This window comes from Neorhizobium vignae (assembly GCF_000732195.1).
GTDB lineage: Bacteria > Pseudomonadota > Alphaproteobacteria > Rhizobiales > Rhizobiaceae > Neorhizobium > Neorhizobium vignae.
In genome coordinates this window covers 123,116-138,377 of the sequence record NZ_JNNU01000015.1, presented here as the reverse complement: position 1 = coordinate 138,377, position 15,262 = coordinate 123,116, and the positions used below count along the sequence as shown (strand labels likewise).

Annotated in this window: 10 protein-coding genes; 4 read left to right on the top strand and 6 right to left on the bottom strand. The window is 60.7% G+C overall.

Annotated features, from left to right (window positions below):
• The first annotated feature begins 260 nt into the window (after positions 1-260).
• The 3 genes from GQ59_RS23515 to GQ59_RS23505 all read left to right on the top strand — a co-directional run bounded on the left by GQ59_RS23515 (position 261) and on the right by GQ59_RS23505 (position 6,913).
• Complete coding sequence (locus GQ59_RS23515) at positions 261-4,730, top strand: MupA/Atu3671 family FMN-dependent luciferase-like monooxygenase (protein WP_084683272.1); 4,470 nt, start codon at positions 261-263, stop codon at positions 4,728-4,730.
• Between the two features lie 2 nt (positions 4,731-4,732).
• Complete coding sequence (locus tag GQ59_RS23510; protein ID WP_051904163.1) at positions 4,733-5,383, top strand: 4'-phosphopantetheinyl transferase family protein; 651 nt, start codon at positions 4,733-4,735, stop codon at positions 5,381-5,383.
• Between the two features lie 333 nt (positions 5,384-5,716).
• Complete coding sequence (locus tag GQ59_RS23505; RefSeq protein WP_037085805.1) at positions 5,717-6,913, top strand: glycosyltransferase family 2 protein; 1,197 nt, start codon at positions 5,717-5,719, stop codon at positions 6,911-6,913.
• Between the two features lie 43 nt (positions 6,914-6,956).
• Here the strand turns inward: GQ59_RS23505 and GQ59_RS23500 are convergent, their stop codons facing one another.
• On the bottom strand, positions 6,957-8,546 hold the full coding sequence (locus GQ59_RS23500) for a GMC oxidoreductase (protein ID WP_037085803.1): 1,590 nt from the start codon (positions 8,544-8,546) through the stop codon (positions 6,957-6,959).
• A gap of 352 nt (positions 8,547-8,898) precedes the next feature.
• Here GQ59_RS23500 and GQ59_RS23495 point away from each other — a divergent pair, with 352 nt between their 5' ends.
• Positions 8,899-10,338, top strand: a complete 1,440-nt coding sequence (locus tag GQ59_RS23495) for an exopolysaccharide biosynthesis polyprenyl glycosylphosphotransferase (RefSeq protein WP_037085801.1) — start codon at positions 8,899-8,901, stop codon at positions 10,336-10,338.
• A 28-nt stretch (positions 10,339-10,366) separates the two neighbouring features.
• On the opposite strand, the gene GQ59_RS23490 is transcribed toward GQ59_RS23495, so the two are convergent.
• Genes GQ59_RS23490 through GQ59_RS23470 form a run of 5 tightly spaced genes read right to left on the bottom strand, consistent with a single transcriptional unit; the run spans position 10,367 to position 15,124 of the window.
• Entirely contained in the window at positions 10,367-11,605 is a 1,239-nt protein-coding gene (locus tag GQ59_RS23490) for a type III PLP-dependent enzyme domain-containing protein (RefSeq protein ID WP_037085798.1), read from the bottom strand.
• A complete protein-coding gene (locus GQ59_RS23485; protein WP_037085796.1) occupies positions 11,605-11,838 on the bottom strand; it encodes a phosphopantetheine-binding protein in 234 nt (77 codons plus the stop codon). The genes GQ59_RS23490 and GQ59_RS23485 overlap by 1 nt, the downstream gene beginning before the upstream one ends.
• On the bottom strand, positions 11,835-13,472 hold the full coding sequence (locus tag GQ59_RS23480) for an AMP-binding protein (protein WP_051904162.1): 1,638 nt from the start codon (positions 13,470-13,472) through the stop codon (positions 11,835-11,837). The genes GQ59_RS23485 and GQ59_RS23480 overlap by 4 nt, the downstream gene beginning before the upstream one ends.
• Positions 13,473-13,499: 27 nt before the next feature.
• On the bottom strand, positions 13,500-14,129 hold the full coding sequence (locus GQ59_RS23475; RefSeq protein ID WP_084683271.1) for a serine O-acetyltransferase: 630 nt from the start codon (positions 14,127-14,129) through the stop codon (positions 13,500-13,502).
• On the bottom strand, positions 14,126-15,124 hold the full coding sequence (locus GQ59_RS23470; protein WP_051904168.1) for a glycosyltransferase 61 family protein: 999 nt from the start codon (positions 15,122-15,124) through the stop codon (positions 14,126-14,128). The genes GQ59_RS23475 and GQ59_RS23470 overlap by 4 nt, the downstream gene beginning before the upstream one ends.
• Positions 15,125-15,262: the final 138 nt, after the last annotated feature.

Sequence of the window (15,262 nt, the reverse complement as noted above, 5' to 3'; positions counted from 1 at the left end):
TCAGGCTTAGGCGCGATCATCCGCATGGGTGGTCCGGCGCATGTTGAGTTTTATACCGCTCCCCGTTTCTATCGAAGTGCCTGGAACAGCAACGAGTGGGGACAAGCTTTATGGGCGAATTGAAGTGTGTTTTGATCGGTGGCGGTTTATTACTGGTTCAATGCGCTGAAATTCTGCGGGGGCGCGGACATAGGATCGAGGCCGTAGCGACGTCGAACGGATCGGTCAGAAACTGGGCGCAGGCCCAGAACATCCCCGTCGTGACGCAAGAAGGCGAATACGCCGCTCAGCTGACCCGATACGACTACGACTGGCTCTTCAGCATCGCCAACCTGAAAATGGTTCCCGACGCGGCCTGGCGGCATGCAAGCATCGGCGCCGCCAATTTTCATGACGGCCTGCTGCCGGACATGGCGGGCCTCAACACACCCGCCTGGGCGATCCTCGAAGGCCATGACCGGCACGGCATCACCTGGCACGCGATCACCGAAGGGATCGACGAAGGCGACGTCTATGCGCAGCAGCATTTCGAGATCAGCGCGGATGAGACCGCCTTGACGCTGAATACGAAATGTTTCGAAGCCGGGATCGCAACCTTTTCCGACATGCTCGGCGATATCGAGCGCGGCGCCTTGAAGCCGCGCCGGCAGGATTTCGCAACCCGTGCCTATTACGGACAGCTCAAGCGTCCGGCGGCCGCCGCTACGCTCGATTTCACCGCCTCGGCAGGCGAGCTGTCCCGCCTGGTGCGCGGCCTGGATTTCGGCCCCACCTATCTCAACCCCCTGGCAACACCCAAGGTCCGTTTCGGCAACGACGTCTTCACCGTCAGGAACCTTCGCATCCTCGACGGCGAACTGAACGGGGAACCCGGTCTCGTCCTGTCGGTCGGCGCCCATGGCGTGACGGTCGGCACCGCAGACATGCCGGTTCTGCTCGAGGCCGCCCGCAAGGATGGCGCCAGGCAGATCACGCTTTCTTCGGTACTACGTCCCGGCGATCGACTGCCGCTTATGAGCGAGGCGGACGAGACCGCTCTGTCGGAAGCGGTTTCCGCTCTTGCGCGGCATGAAACCTTCTTCCGCCGTGCACTCGAAGCCGGCACCGATATCGCACTTCCCTATATAAAAGCCCCGGAAGCTGGCCAGGCACCGGATATCCGTATCATTCCTCTGCCTTTTTCCGGGCGGCTTTCGCGCCAGGAGCGGGTCGCGTTGACAGCAGCCTTCCTCGTGCGTCTTTCCGGCCAGACCGCGTTCGACCTCGCCTATGCGAACGACAGGCTTGCAGATCTCGACGCCCGCCATCCCGGCTATTTCGCGAAGACCATTCCGCTGCGGATCGACGCCACGGGGCAAGCCTCGGTCGACGACCTGCTCACGCAGGTCGGTCAGGCGTTGAAGGTGCTGGACCAGCGCCAGGGTTATTGCCGCGATCTTGTCGACCGTTATCCCGGCCTTGCAGCACCGGAACTGACGATCGGTGTCGCAGACATCTCCAACCCGGCGTTCGCCGATGAGATCGAGGGCTGCGCCCTGACCTTCCGGCTCTGCGAGACCAAAGCCGACCTGCTCTACGATCGGGTGCGGATCGACGAACGGCAGGCGCAGGATCTGGCGACGGCATTTGCGATCCTGGCCTCGGCGTTCGAGGACCGCGCGACGTTGCTGCAGGACCTGCCCTTGATGTCGAATGCCGACAGGAACATGGTCCTCTTCGACTGGAACCGGACGGAGCGCGAATACGATACCGCCGCCTGCGTCCATCAGCTTATCGAACGGCAGGTCGACCGGACGCCGGATGCCGAAGCTCTGGCATTCCACGGCCGCTCCCTTTCCTACCGCGAGATGGACGAGCGGGCGAACCGCATCGCCCAGGCGCTGGTGGCCCAGGGCGTCGGCCCTGACGTCACCGTCGGCCTATACCTGCCGCGTTCGCTCGATCTGGTCGTCGGCGCGCTCGCGATCATGAAGGCGGGCGGGGCCTATATTCCTCTCGACCCGCATTTTCCGGCCGACCGACTGGCATTCATGATCAAGGACAGCGGCGCCAAGCTGGTTCTGACCGAGCGACGGCTGTCGAAATCCGAGACGCTCGAAGGCAGCAATTTCCTGTGCGTCGAGGATATCCTCAGAAACCAGGCTGGAGCGGATCGCCCGGCAACTGGCGTTACGTCCAGCAATCTCGCCTATGTCATCTACACGTCCGGCTCCACCGGCCTTCCGAAGGGCGTGATGCTGGAGCATCGCAACGTCGTGAATTTCTTCACCGGCATGGACGAACGGGTGCCGCACGCGACCGATCGTCACAATGTCTGGCTGGCTGTCACCAGCCTTTCCTTCGATATCTCGGTTCTGGAACTCTTCTGGACGCTCGCCCGCGGGTTCAAGGTCGTCGTCCACTCCTCCGAAATTATCGAAGCCAAGGCGAAGGGCGCGTCTTCCGCCGGAAGAGGTACCAATCTCGATTTCGGTCTCTTTTACTGGGGCAATGACGGCGGATCGGGGCCGGACAAATACCGGCTGCTGATCGAAGGCGCCAAATTTGCCGATGCCAACGGTTTCGATTCCGTCTGGACGCCGGAGCGCCATTTCCACGCGTTCGGCGGCCCCTATCCGAACCCGGCGGTCACCGGTGCCGCAGTCGCGGCTGTCACCAGGAACCTTTCGATCCGGGCCGGCAGCTGCGTTCTGCCCCTTCATCATCCGGCGCGCGTCGCCGAGGAATGGGCGGTGATCGATAACCTCAGCAACGGGCGGGTTGCACTTGCCTTCGCCTCCGGCTGGATGCCCGAGGATTTCGTCCTGCGCCCCGAGAACGCCCCGCCGAAGAACAAGGCGAGCCTGACCCGCGACATCGAGGTCGTCCGCAAATTGTGGCGCGGCGAGAGTGTCGATTTCGATTTCGGCGCCGGCACGGTTGCGGTCGTGACCCAGCCTCGGCCGGTCCAGAAGGAACTGCCCGTCTGGCTTACCACCGCTGGAAACCCGGAAAGCTATCGGGAGGCAGCCCGGCTTGGCGCCAATGTGCTGACCCACTTGCTCGGCCAGTCGGTCGACGAGCTCGCGGAAAAGATCCGGATCTACCGGCAGACGCTTGCCGAGACCGGCCGCAATCCGGCCGATTATAAAGTGACATTGATGCTCCACACCCTGATCGGCAAAGACCGCGACGAGGTGCGGGATCTGGCCCGCGGCCCGATGAAGGAATACCTGCGCAGCGCAGCCGCCCTCATCAAGCAATATGCCTGGGCGTTTCCGGCATTCAAGAAACCGCAGGGCAATGCCCAGCCGATGGATATCGATCTCCAGTCGCTGGCGCCCGAGGAGATGGACGCTATCCTGGAATTTGCCTTCCTGCGTTATTTCGAGGACAGCGGCCTGTTCGGCACCGTCGAGGATGCGCTGGAAAGGCTGGACCAGGTCAAGGCGGCCGGCGTCGACGACATCGCATGCCTCATCGATTTCGGCCTGGCAGACAATATCGTCCTGGAAAGGCTTCCCTTGTTGGCCGAAGTCGTCAAGACGAGCAAGAACCCCGTCAGCGACGAGACCGGCGACGGTTTCGCGGAAGAAATCCGCAAACATCGGGTCACGCATCTGCAATGCACGCCCTCGATGGCCCGCATGTTCATGATGATCGACGAGGACCGCGCTGCGCTCAGCGACGTCCGGCACCTCTTCCTCGGCGGCGAGGCGCTGCAGGGCTCGCTTCTCGCAGCGTTGCGAACCGTCACCGACGCGACGATCGAAAACATGTACGGCCCGACGGAGACGACGATCTGGTCTTCGACATTCACGGCCGGCCCATCGACGGGCGTGGTTCCGATCGGCCATCCGATCGCCAATACGCAGCTCTACGTGCTCGACAACGCTGGTAATCCGGTGCCGCCCGGCGATATCGGCGAGCTTTACATCGGCGGTGACGGGGTCGCCCGCGGATATCACAACCGCGAACAGCTCACGCAAGAACGCTTCCTGCCCAATCCGTTCATGGACGGCCGGATCTATCGGACGGGCGACCTTGCCCGCTTCGACCGGAATGGCGTCCTGCATTTCCTTGGCCGCACCGATCACCAGGTGAAGATCCGCGGCCACCGCATCGAGCTTGGCGAGATCGAAGCGCGGATCGGAACATTCGCCGGCATCCGCGAGGCCGTCGTTGTCGCCCGCAAGGACAGTCCCGGCGACGTGCGCCTGGTGGCCTATATCCGCACCGATGGGACATCTGTCTCCGAACAGGAACTTCGCACCCATATCGCCGAGGCGCTGCCCGATGCGATGATACCTTCGCATTTCGTGACGATGGAAGCCTTCCCCCTGACGCCGAACGCCAAGGTGGATCGCAATAAGCTGCCGGCCCCGACGGAAAAGGTCCAGGCCCCGGCAGCCACGTTCATCGAACCGTCCAACAATCTGCAGCGGGATATCAGCGAGGTGTTCGGTCGCGCCCTTGGACTCGAGAAGGTCGGGATATTCGACAACTTCTTCGCTCTCGGCGGGCATTCGTTATTGGCGGTCCAGGTCCATCGGGAAATGAAGGCGAAGCTGGCGCCGGATCTGACGATCACCGACCTCTTCCGTTTCCCGACGGTTGCCCTCCTTGCCGACCATATCTCCGGCAAGGGCAAGGCAGACCTGCAGCTCGGCCGGGCAGCCGAGCGAGCCGCATTGCGGCGCAACGCGATGGAACGGCGCCCCACGCTGGTTCGCGTGGAGACCAAGGTCTAGCCATGCTGCTGGAGGGCATATTCGACCCTTCCGTGTCGGTCGCCGAAGCCGACCTGCTCGGTGACGTATCGAAACTCTATCCTGAAGAGAGAACGGCGATCGCCAATGCGGTAAAGAGCCGGCAGCAGGAGTTCACCGCCGGCCGCATCTGCGCCAGGCAGGCCATGGACCATCTCGGACTGCCTCGAATGGCCATACCCGTTGGATCGGATCGGGCGCCGATCTGGCCGGCCGGCATTGCCGGAAGCATCAGCCACTCCACCACCCGCTGCGTCGCCGCCATCGGTCGCCATTCGGACGGCATCAAGGCGCTCGGCCTCGATCTTGAGGAAGCGACGCCGCTTGACGACACCTATGCGCAGGAGATCTGCACTCCGCGGGAGGGACAGTGGCTCAACCGGCAGCAATGGGGCACTCGCGGACGATTGGTGAAAGCGATCTTCAGCGCCAAGGAATGCACCTACAAGTGCCAGTACGGCCTGACCCGCACCATGTTCGGCTTCGAGGCCATCCGCATCGAGCTGAACCTGGCGGACGGGCATTTCGCCGCCTATTTCGAGATCGATGTGCCGCCCTTCAAGACGGGCGACCGGCTGGTGGGTCAGATCAGGCTGCGCGAAGGCTATGTCGTCGCCGGCATGACTATCCGCTGAAGCCGTCGGCCGGATCCAGGCGCCCATCGCCATGAACGACGTCCTTCCGGCCCGTTTCACCGTGCGGCAGACGGTCGGCAATCCATAGCCATATTTCGCGTAACCGACTGCATTCGCTCTACGAATTGCATCGGATAATCGTATTGGGCGCAAGGATCAGACTTCAATTGATCCACCAGCCATCAAATGGGCGTAGACATGTTCGCGGTGGCTCCACCTGCCCCGAAATAGGATGAGCCCGTGCACACTCGAACGGTGTAGCGTGGTCAGCTTAGAACCCTCGGCCCTCGGGCTATGATTGACCGCTTGAGACGTGTCGTCGGAGGGTAAGCCATGCAACAGGACATACTAATCGCCGCGGCCTTGCTATTGTCCGTCGTCGTCCTGGTTCCGACTGTCTTTTTCGCGATTGAATGTCTCGCTGGAAGTCTCGGGGGGCGGAGCGGACCGCCACGTCCGAACGGGCGGCGGCCGCAAGTCGCGGTTCTTGTCCCGGCGCATAACGAAGAGCTCCAGATAACCGATACCCTGCGCAGCATCCAAAGCCAGATGCGCCACGGCGATCGGCTGATCGTCGTGGCCGACAATTGCAGTGACCTCACCGCATCGCTGGCACGTGAAGCGGGCGCGGATGTCATCGTACGGTTCGATCCGCTTCGCCGCGGCAAGGGATACGCCCTCGACGCCGGCGTCAGGTATCTCGGCCTGCTGCCGCCGGAGGTGGTCATCATTGTCGACGCCGACTGCTGGCTGGAGCCGGGCGCACTCGATAACCTCGCCATCATGGCCGCGGCAACGAACAGACCTGTGCAATCCCGCTACCTGATGTTCGCGCCGCCGGACGCAAGCATCAACCTCGCGGTTTCCGAATTCGCATTTCTTCTGAAGAACCGGATCCGGCTTCTTGGACTGGCGAAACTTGGGCTTCCTGCGCAATTGACCGGCTCGGGCATGGCATTCCCTTGGGCCATCCTGCGGGACGCCGCCCTTGCGAACGGCGATCTGGTCGAAGACATGAAGCTTGGGCTGGACCTCGCGCGGATCGGCCGCGCTCCGCGTTTCTGCGATGCCGCAGCCGTCAGCAGCAGATTTCCGTATTCGAAGAAAGGCCTCGAAACGCAAGCCTCCCGATGGAACGCGGGCCGCTTCGCGCTGGCGGCACACCTTTTTTCCGCCTTGCTGGACGTCAACACGTTGCGGAACAGGGCCTATCTGGCGCTCGTCCTCGATGCGCTCATACCGCCGCTGACATTGCTGGCAGCGCTTCTCCTGCTCTCACTGTTTCCGGCAGTCTTCCTCGCAACTTCGGGAATTGCGATCGCGCCACTTGCGATCTCGACCATCGCGATCCTTGCTTTCGACATCGCGCTATCGGTTGCCTGGTGGCGTCACGGCAGACGCGCGCTTCCCATGCATGCCATGGTGGACATCCCGGGATACATGTTCAGGAAATTGAGGATTTATCCGCGCCATATCCTTCAAGCCGGCGGGGCGGCCTGGATCAGAACCGATCGAAACAGGAACCACTGATGGGAGAGACCGGGGGCCATTGCCCCCTTTCGGAAGCTCGTGGTCACGACGCGGAATCCGAAACGACGCAGGGCTCCCTCCGTTTCGCCTTTGTCGCGGACAATTTCTGAGCAATGTGCTCACCGACACGCAAGGCGTTAGCGGCAATCGTCAGGCTTGGATTGGCCCCTCCACTGGTCGGGAAGAACGAAGCATCGACGACATAGAGATTGTTCAGGTCGTGCGCACGGTTGTTGGCATCCAATACCGCCGTGGAGGGATCCGGACCAAACCGGCACGTTCCACAGGCATGGCCGTAGTTGAGGTTGACTTCGGACCCGAACATCATCATCCGGTGCCGCTTGAATGCCTTCCGATATAACTTGCGGAAGGCCTGCATTCTTTGCCGCAGCTCATTATGAATCGTATATTCGAAATAGATGCTGGCGGCATCTTCCGGATCAGGCTTCACGCGATTTTCGGGATAGGGCAGATCCTCGAGGATAGAGGTGAAAATCGTTGCGTTGCCGGAGATGAGAGCGCCGATCATCGCCGGAATGCGCATGAACGGTTTGAGCGGCTTCAGCCAGATCCAGCCGTTCCGGTCGATCAGTAGTTTCAGGAAATGAAGCACATTATTGGCGGTCGCAGTCAGGCCCGTGGACTGGATGACGCCCAGCTTGAGACCCTCATGTTCATAGAAATCGCGAAGGCCGATCGATTTTCCCGGCTCGGAAACACGGGTCCTGCCCCGGGGCCAGACGGCGAAGAAATCGGACGCGTGGAACATCAGGTTGCGCCCCACGAGATCCGATGTGTTTGCAAGGCCGTTCGGCCAGAATTCGTTGGTGGAGTTGAGGAGCAGCAGGGGTGTCGAAAGCGCGCCGGCCGCGAGTACGTAGAGCTTGGCAACGATTGCCAACTCGTTTCCATGCCTCCGGCACGACAATTGAGTGACCGCCTCATCGTCGGCTGAGACTTTTTCCACGTTGCATTGATCGATGATCATGGCGTTTCCGGTCGCGAGTGCCGGCTCGACGAACGCCCGCCGCGCATCCTGCTTGCAGGATTTATGGCAGATGAAGCCGCCGCATTGGCCGCACCCGTCGATATATCGGCAGGCCGTGTGAACCCGATAGGGATGCATCCCATTCGATTGCGCCGAGTCGAAAAAGTGCTGGTCGCACCGCGTCATGGCAGGAGGCTCGATGACCTCCGATTGCGGCTGCAGCGGATCCTGGCTGCCGCGCACATGCAGCAGGCGCTCCGCTTTGCGATAAAAAGGCTCAAGGTTTTCATAGTCTATCGGCCAGGCCGGCCTGCCGGACTTGTCGACGATTTTGAAATCGCTTGGGGAAAACCGTTCGAGCGCTGCCGCATAGATAAGCGTCGAACCGCCGACTCCGCAGCCGAGCGCAGGAAAGAACCGGACGGGACGAGCATCCACCGAGCCGGAAATCTGCTGCGGCCATCGGCCATCTCTCAGGCGCTTCGCTTCGTCCGGACTATCAGGGTCATCACGCTCGTCCTGGGAAAAGTGAGCTAGGCCCTTTTCAATGAAAAGTACGCGGTGCCCGGCGGTTGCCAGCGCGTATCCCATTGCCGCGCCGCCCATTCCGGCGCCGACGATGGCAACGTCCCATTCAAACTCCATCCACACCCCCAACTCAAAACAAGGGCTGTGGCCGTCAAGCCTTCAGCCGGCGAGGCTCAATCGGATGCAGAGCCAGCATTCAACAGCTACCAATGTCCATTTTCTCAGCAGAAACGGTAGCTCTGCCTTACCAGTCGAAATATAAACAAATGCACGCGCCTAATTTTAAGTCAGTCTAAAATATTTACTACAACCATGAGCATAAATTGGACGTTATACCTGAGGGATTGTACTCAATCACCCCAGCAACAAAAGTAGGTAATAGGGAGATCATTCTTAGGAGGTAGGCAGGATACATTGTGCCCCCCCTCTCCTCGGCTATACTCGTATCGCTGGTAGGGGTTTTTTAACGATGATCACACCATTTGAGCCGAACATCGGAAATGACTACATATCGTATGAGCACAAGCCTCCGCGCAGAGGGCTGGAATATCATGTCATCGCCTATGTGGCTGCCGCGGTGGACTTCGTCTACCTTCTCGGAGCAACCGGCGTCGGCTTCACGGGCTATCAGTATGCCGTTTTCGGATCTGCGCCCGATCCATCGCTTTTCATCGGCATCGGCCTCGTTCTGTCGACGATCTTCGTGCTCGCCATGCACAGCGCCCAGGCCTACAGCCCGGAGAGCATTCAGCTCCTGAGGCCGCAGATCCGGCTGATCTGCATTCTTATCCCAAGCGCCCTTGCCTTCCTGCTGACCGTCATCTTCTTTCTGAAGATCGGCACGACGTTCTCGCGCGGGGCGATCTTGATGACCGCTTTCATCTCTCTGTCCGGGCTGATCTGCACCCGCCTGTTCTGGTACTGGTATCTGCCATCGGCGGCAGCTGCGGCCTCCTTCAAGATGAAGCGGGTGCTGCTGATCTGCCACGAGGAGTTTTCGGCCGAACATTGGCAGCATCAGGCTGCCGCAAGCGGCATGACCCTCGCGCAGATCATACGCCTCTCGGATGAAAATATGCTGCCCGCGAACGCCCTGCAGAGACTGAGGCAAAGCGAGACCGACAGATTAGATGAAGTATTCATCATCTGGCGGGACCCGAACGTCTCCAATCTTGAATTCTACCTTGGCGAACTCAGGCGCTCGGCTTTGCCGGTCAATGTCATCTTCGATGGCGTCGTCGGCCGGCTGACCAGCGCTCCTGCCCGCAAGATCGGCAGCATGACCGCCTTTCAGACGCAGCGGCCGCCGTTGAACCTCTATGAACGCGGCACCAAGCGCGCATTCGACATCATCTTCTCGCTGACCGCCCTCCTCTCGCTGTTTCCGTTGTTGCTCGTCGTCGCGATCGCCATCAAATGTGATTCTAAAGGTCCCGTACTGTTCAAGCAGGTCCGCAAGGGCTACGGCGGCCGCTCGTTCCGGATCCTGAAATTCCGCAGCATGACCGTCATGGAAGATTCGGGCGATATTCGCCAGGCGACCAGGAAGGATCCCCGCGTCACGAAAGTCGGAGCTATCATCCGCGCTTCGAGCATAGATGAGTTGCCGCAATTCTGGAACGTCCTTCGCGGCGAGATGTCGATCGTCGGCCCCCGCCCGCATGCACTCGCCCATGACGAACTCTATGACGCTCAGATCGCCAAATACGCCTTCAGGCGGCACGTCAAACCCGGCCTGACCGGCTGGGCCCAGGTCAACAACTGCCGCGGCGAGACGCCGAACATCGAGAAGATGGAAGAGCGGATATTCCACGACCTCTGGTACATCAACAACTGGTCGTTCTGGCTGGATATGAAGATCGTCGTCCGCACCGCGATCGAGATCTGCGATTTCGGCAAAGCCTACTGATTTTTACTTGCGGGATTTTAGACAGGCATTATGCCGAGGGGAGCGCCGGAATGTGTGTCACATCGCGCATGCCGGCGGCCTCGATGAGAACCTCGCAGGGTGGTGCGTGGCTGATGAAATGGATCGGGCTTGCCGTTAGCCCGTAAGCGCCGCTGTTGTGGACGGCAACAAGATCACCCTCTTCGATCCGCGGGAGCATCACCCCGACAGCGAGCCGGTCGATCGACGTGCAAAGAGGCCCGACGAGGTTGATTTTCTCCGGTTCGCCCCGCCCGCCGACCTTGTGCATCGTATAGTTCCGGTGCATCACCATCCCGAAATGGCCGGAAGCCGGCAGGTGGTTGTTCATGCCGCCATCGCAGATGCCGATCCGCACGCCGCGCGATTCCTTGACCGAGACGACGCGCGTCAGAAAATATCCAGCCTCGCCGACGAGATACCGCCCGAGTTCGAGCACCAGCCGGGTCTCGGCAAATTGCGGCAGCGCCTTGAAACCATCGAGATCCGATGCAATGCCGGCAACGACCACGGAAAGGTCGAGCGGCAGGTCGCCGTCGTGATAGGGAATTCCAAGCCCTGATCCGAACACCAACTTCTCCGGTCGCGGAATGTAGGCTTCGCAAACCTCCCGGAAAATGCCGATGAAGTTGCGATAGTTCTCGCAAATTGCCTCCGGCTTCAGGCATTGCGTGCCGGAATAAATGTGCAGTCCGACGATCTTGAGATTGGGCAGAGCCGCGATGTCGGGGATGTCCCTTGCGATATCTTCCCAGTCTATGCCGAAGGCGGACGGCCGGCCGGCCATCTGGTCGCCGAACCCTTTGGGAACCGTGGTCGGCGCGATGCGCACCAGGACATGCTGTATCCGTCCGACCTCGCCGGCGACCGCGTTCGCAAGCACCGCCTCGCGCACCGATTCCAGGATCAGTTCGCCAATGCCGCCTTCTATTGCCTCACGAATTTCGAACGGCCGTTTTCCAGGACCCGTGAAGCTGATGCGCTCGGCTTCCCATCCGGCCGCTATCGCCGTCCGGAACTCCCCGATCGAGGAGACGTCGAGAAATTCCGCCTGGCCCTTCATGAGGGAAAGCAAAGCCGGGTTTGGATTGCTTTTGGCGGCAAAGCTCAATGCGAAGCGTTGCTCGAAAGCTTGCCTCAGGAGCACTGCCCGGCTTTCGATCGCCGACGCGAGATAAACATAGGAGGGGGTTCCGAATGATGCCGCCGCACTCTGCAGCCAGACATCGAGCGCCGAATAATGGTTCATCAGGCGCTGGCTTCGGCAAAACGGATGATCCGGGCCGGCGTATCGAAATTTTCGAGCGTCACGTCTTCGGCGCGAATGGAAAGGCCCGTCGTTTGTTCGACAAATGCCAGGAGGTTCACCATCGAAACAGAATCGAGAAGGCCTGAGGAGAACAGTTCGCTCTCGCTGTCGGCATGGGCGATATTCAGTGATTCCCGCAGGTAACCGATCAACTTTCCATGGGTAAGGCTCATTGCAGGTTCTCCCGTGTTTCGGTCACTTTGATTTGCGCTGCCGGCGGAGGCGCGCTTAAGACAATCTCCCCGCCTTGCATCCATTCGCGACAAAGGCGCACGACATCCGGCCGCGCCAGCTTGCCGCTCGACGTCCGCGGCATGCTTTCCGGCCAGACATGGAACTGCCGCGGCACCATGTAGGACGGCATCGCCCGCCGGCAGTAGCGCAGCAGGGCCTCCTCGTCGAACTCCCCGATCGGCGTTATTGCCACATGCACCGTCTGCCCCAGTTCCTCGTCGTCAACACCGAAGGCGACCGCCTCCGCCACAACACCGCTGCGGCAGACGAGATCCTCAATCTCATCCGGACTGATGCGGAAGCCGCTGGTCTTGATCATCGCGTCGTTGCGGCCGATGAACCAGAGATCGCCGTCCGCATCGATCCGGACGATATCGCCGCTGTAGACAACCGGTTCGTCGCCGATCAGGTGCCAGAGTTCAGGACACGGCCGGATCTTCTGCTCCGTCACCTCCGGCTTGCCCCAATATCCGAGGCTGACGAGTGGGCCGCGATGAACGAGTTCGCCCTGTTCGCCGGGGTAGGCGATGCCTTCGCCATGCTTGATGACATAGACTTCGGCGCCGGGGATCGCCTGACCGATAGCCCCCATCTTGCGGGTAAACTTGTGCGGCGAGAGATAGGTCGAGCGGAAAGCCTCGGTCAGCCCGTACATCAGATAGACATCCGCATCCGGGAAGACCCGCGGTATCTGCTCCAGGATGTTGAGCGAAATCTTGCCTCCGGAATTGGTGATCCGCCGGAGCGCCGGAAACTCAACCGGATTGTCCTTCAGCAGACGCACGATCTGGCTCCAGAGCGGCGGCACGGCGGCCACCCCGGTCACCCGATGCCGCTGCATGGCCAGGACGATTTCGGTGGCCATCGGCACCGCCTGGTGCACGACGGTACCGCCCATCAGCATCATTGTCGTCAGCTGGTTCAGGCCATAGTCGAAGCTGTAGGGCAGGATGCTGAGTAGCCGGTCGTCTTCCCTCAGGCCCAGGTAACGCGAAACCGAGCGGGCGCCGGCAACGATGTTGCGATGGGTCAGCATCACGCCCTTCGGCATGCCCGTCGAACCGGACGTGTAGATGATCATCGCAAGTTCTGTGTCGAGGCGTGCAATCTCGTCGCCAGAAAGATCTTCCGGAAGATGATCCCAGACATCGAACCTGGCCTCGGCCGGCAATTTGCCTTTGACCAGGACATTGTCGACCGTGTCGGGCAGCTTGCGCGCGCCAAGAGCTTCGGCGACCCTTGCCTCGACAATCAGCAGGCGTGCGCCACAGTCGTTGGCCACGTATTCGAGCTGCTCGACCGTCCATTGCGTGTTGACGTTGACGACCACCCCGCCCACCTTGGCGATGGCAAACATGGCCGTGACCTCGGCGATGCTCTTGCGCAGGTGCACGATCACCCGGTCGCCCGGCCGGATGTTGCGGCTCTGAAGATAACCTGCCAGTCGATCCACGTCGGCCGCAAGCGCGGCATAACTCGCCGCGCGATGACCGTCGATGATCGCCGGCTTGCCCGGCCGTGAGCCGAGGTTGTCAGCCAGAAGCTGATAGAAGTTGGTGGTCAACGCGTTCATGGCAAACTCCTCCAGCGGATGAGTGGATCAGGGACTGGCATCGGTCTTGGGCTGCCCGCTCGAAAACGGGCCGAGGCGGGGATAGATCTTGGCTGGCGAGCCGACGACGATCGAATCCGACGGCACGTCCGTGGAGACCGCTGTATTGGCTCCTATCCGCACCCGGTCGCCGATACGGATATCGCCGAGAATGGTGGAGTTCACCCCGATAAAGACGTCATCGCCGATCCTGGGTGCACCGGCGCTCATGTTCGTGCCGATCGTGACATTGTGCATGATGCCGCATCGTTTTCCGATCACGGCGTCAGGATGGATCGAAATCGATCCCTCTACGTGGATGATGTGAAAACCCTCGCCGAGCGTCACCTCTGCCGGTATCCACACGCGCGTAAGCGTCGAAACGACCATGTTGATCGCGCCGTAGATCTTCTGGAAAAACCGTTTGGCCAGGTAGCTCCGACGGCTCCCCGCCCACCGGCCGAAGCGATAGACCAGCAGCGAGATAAAGCCGGCATCGAGGATCCTCCTGCCGTGGCGCTCGTAGTCCTTCCGCACCAGTTCGCGAAACGAGACGGGAGGCGCGTGCTGGGATGCCGCACCCTTATGGTCGCCCATCGCCGCGGATTGGGGATGGAAAAAACGAAGCCGTGAAGTCATGCGAGCACCATCTCCAATGTGCGGTCGATATCACGCCACTCGACCCGAAAATTCTCGCAGGTTCCCTCGCCGACGACGAAGGCATAGCCTTGTCCCTGACGATCGGTCATGACCTTGAGAACTGAAACCACCCGATCTGCCGGCTGGATGACGAACAGGGCAGAATGCGGCGGCATGATCATCAGCCCGTGCACCAGATGGCTGCCTTCGACGCCTGCAACGACGCGGGCTCCGGCACAGGCGTGGATGATGTCGTCGACCGACGAGGCCAACGGATCGATGATCCGGAAACCGTATTTCTTCGCGAACTGTTCGGCGATATCGGACTCGTTCGACAGCCGGCGGCTTTCGCCGTTGTTCCCGCGCAGGATGAAGACGCCGGGATGAACGGGAAAAGGTGGCGCCGATGCCAGAAGCTTTTCGCGAACCTGATCGGCCCGTTTCTTCTTGCCCTCGTTCTGCCCCTTGTCCTTGAAGAGGATGACCTCGTCGAAATGGACGTCGCTGACATAGATCGGCTTGAGATCGAGTTTGGCGGCATATTGCGGCTCGTGCCCCCGCGTGATCGGCCGCGTCGTTATCGGAGTTTCGTATTGGTCCGCCAGCGGATAGGTCAGGCAATCATCCGAAAGCCAGTTGCCGAACCAGCGATTGCCGACCCAACTCTCGAACAGCGCCCCGGTGGTCGAGTGCTTGGGAGGCACGTAGACAGGTAGCCGGCGACTGCGGGGCCTGAGGCTCCTCGAGCACTTCGGCGCATAGAGAACGCCATCGATGAGGTCGACATTCTTGATCCGGTAACCGACCGTGGCCTCCTGAGTGGTTTCGTAATTTCCACGAAAGCCCTTCACGACCTCCGCGACCGGCCCGAATTGCGTGCCCTTTATACGGTCGAGATGATGCGGCAGAAACTTTGCGGGGCGAATGAAGCGCCGCGTCTGCGGGGCGATCGTCCAGCGATCGACGGCAACCGCTTCTATATCCGGGAAAGGCATCCCGGCAATCTTTCTCAGAGAATGCACAATCGGCAAAAAAGATATCAACCAACTATCCTCGCAAGGCACAATCAGCATCGGACAAGGGGAGTTTCCTTGTGCCAAACTCCGCATCCCTGCAAAGATATTCGCATAGCT

Bases quoted from the DNA above. Each gene is read 5' to 3' on its own strand.
- GQ59_RS23485 (WP_037085796.1), bottom strand. From the start codon at position 11,838: ATGAGCCTTACCCATGGAAAGTTGATCGGTTACCTGCGGGAATCACTG.
- GQ59_RS23510 (WP_051904163.1), top strand. From the start codon at position 4,733: ATGCTGCTGGAGGGCATATTCGACCCTTCCGTGTCGGTCGCCGAAGCC.
- GQ59_RS23505 (WP_037085805.1), top strand. From the start codon at position 5,717: ATGCAACAGGACATACTAATCGCCGCGGCCTTGCTATTGTCCGTCGTC.
- GQ59_RS23475 (WP_084683271.1), bottom strand. From the start codon at position 14,129: ATGACTTCACGGCTTCGTTTTTTCCATCCCCAATCCGCGGCGATGGGC.
- GQ59_RS23480 (WP_051904162.1), bottom strand. From the start codon at position 13,472: ATGAACGCGTTGACCACCAACTTCTATCAGCTTCTGGCTGACAACCTC.
- GQ59_RS23470 (WP_051904168.1), bottom strand. From the start codon at position 15,124: ATGCCTTTCCCGGATATAGAAGCGGTTGCCGTCGATCGCTGGACGATC.
- GQ59_RS23500 (WP_037085803.1), bottom strand. From the start codon at position 8,546: ATGGAGTTTGAATGGGACGTTGCCATCGTCGGCGCCGGAATGGGCGGC.
- GQ59_RS23490 (WP_037085798.1), bottom strand. From the start codon at position 11,605: ATGAACCATTATTCGGCGCTCGATGTCTGGCTGCAGAGTGCGGCGGCA.
- GQ59_RS23495 (WP_037085801.1), top strand. From the start codon at position 8,899: ATGATCACACCATTTGAGCCGAACATCGGAAATGACTACATATCGTAT.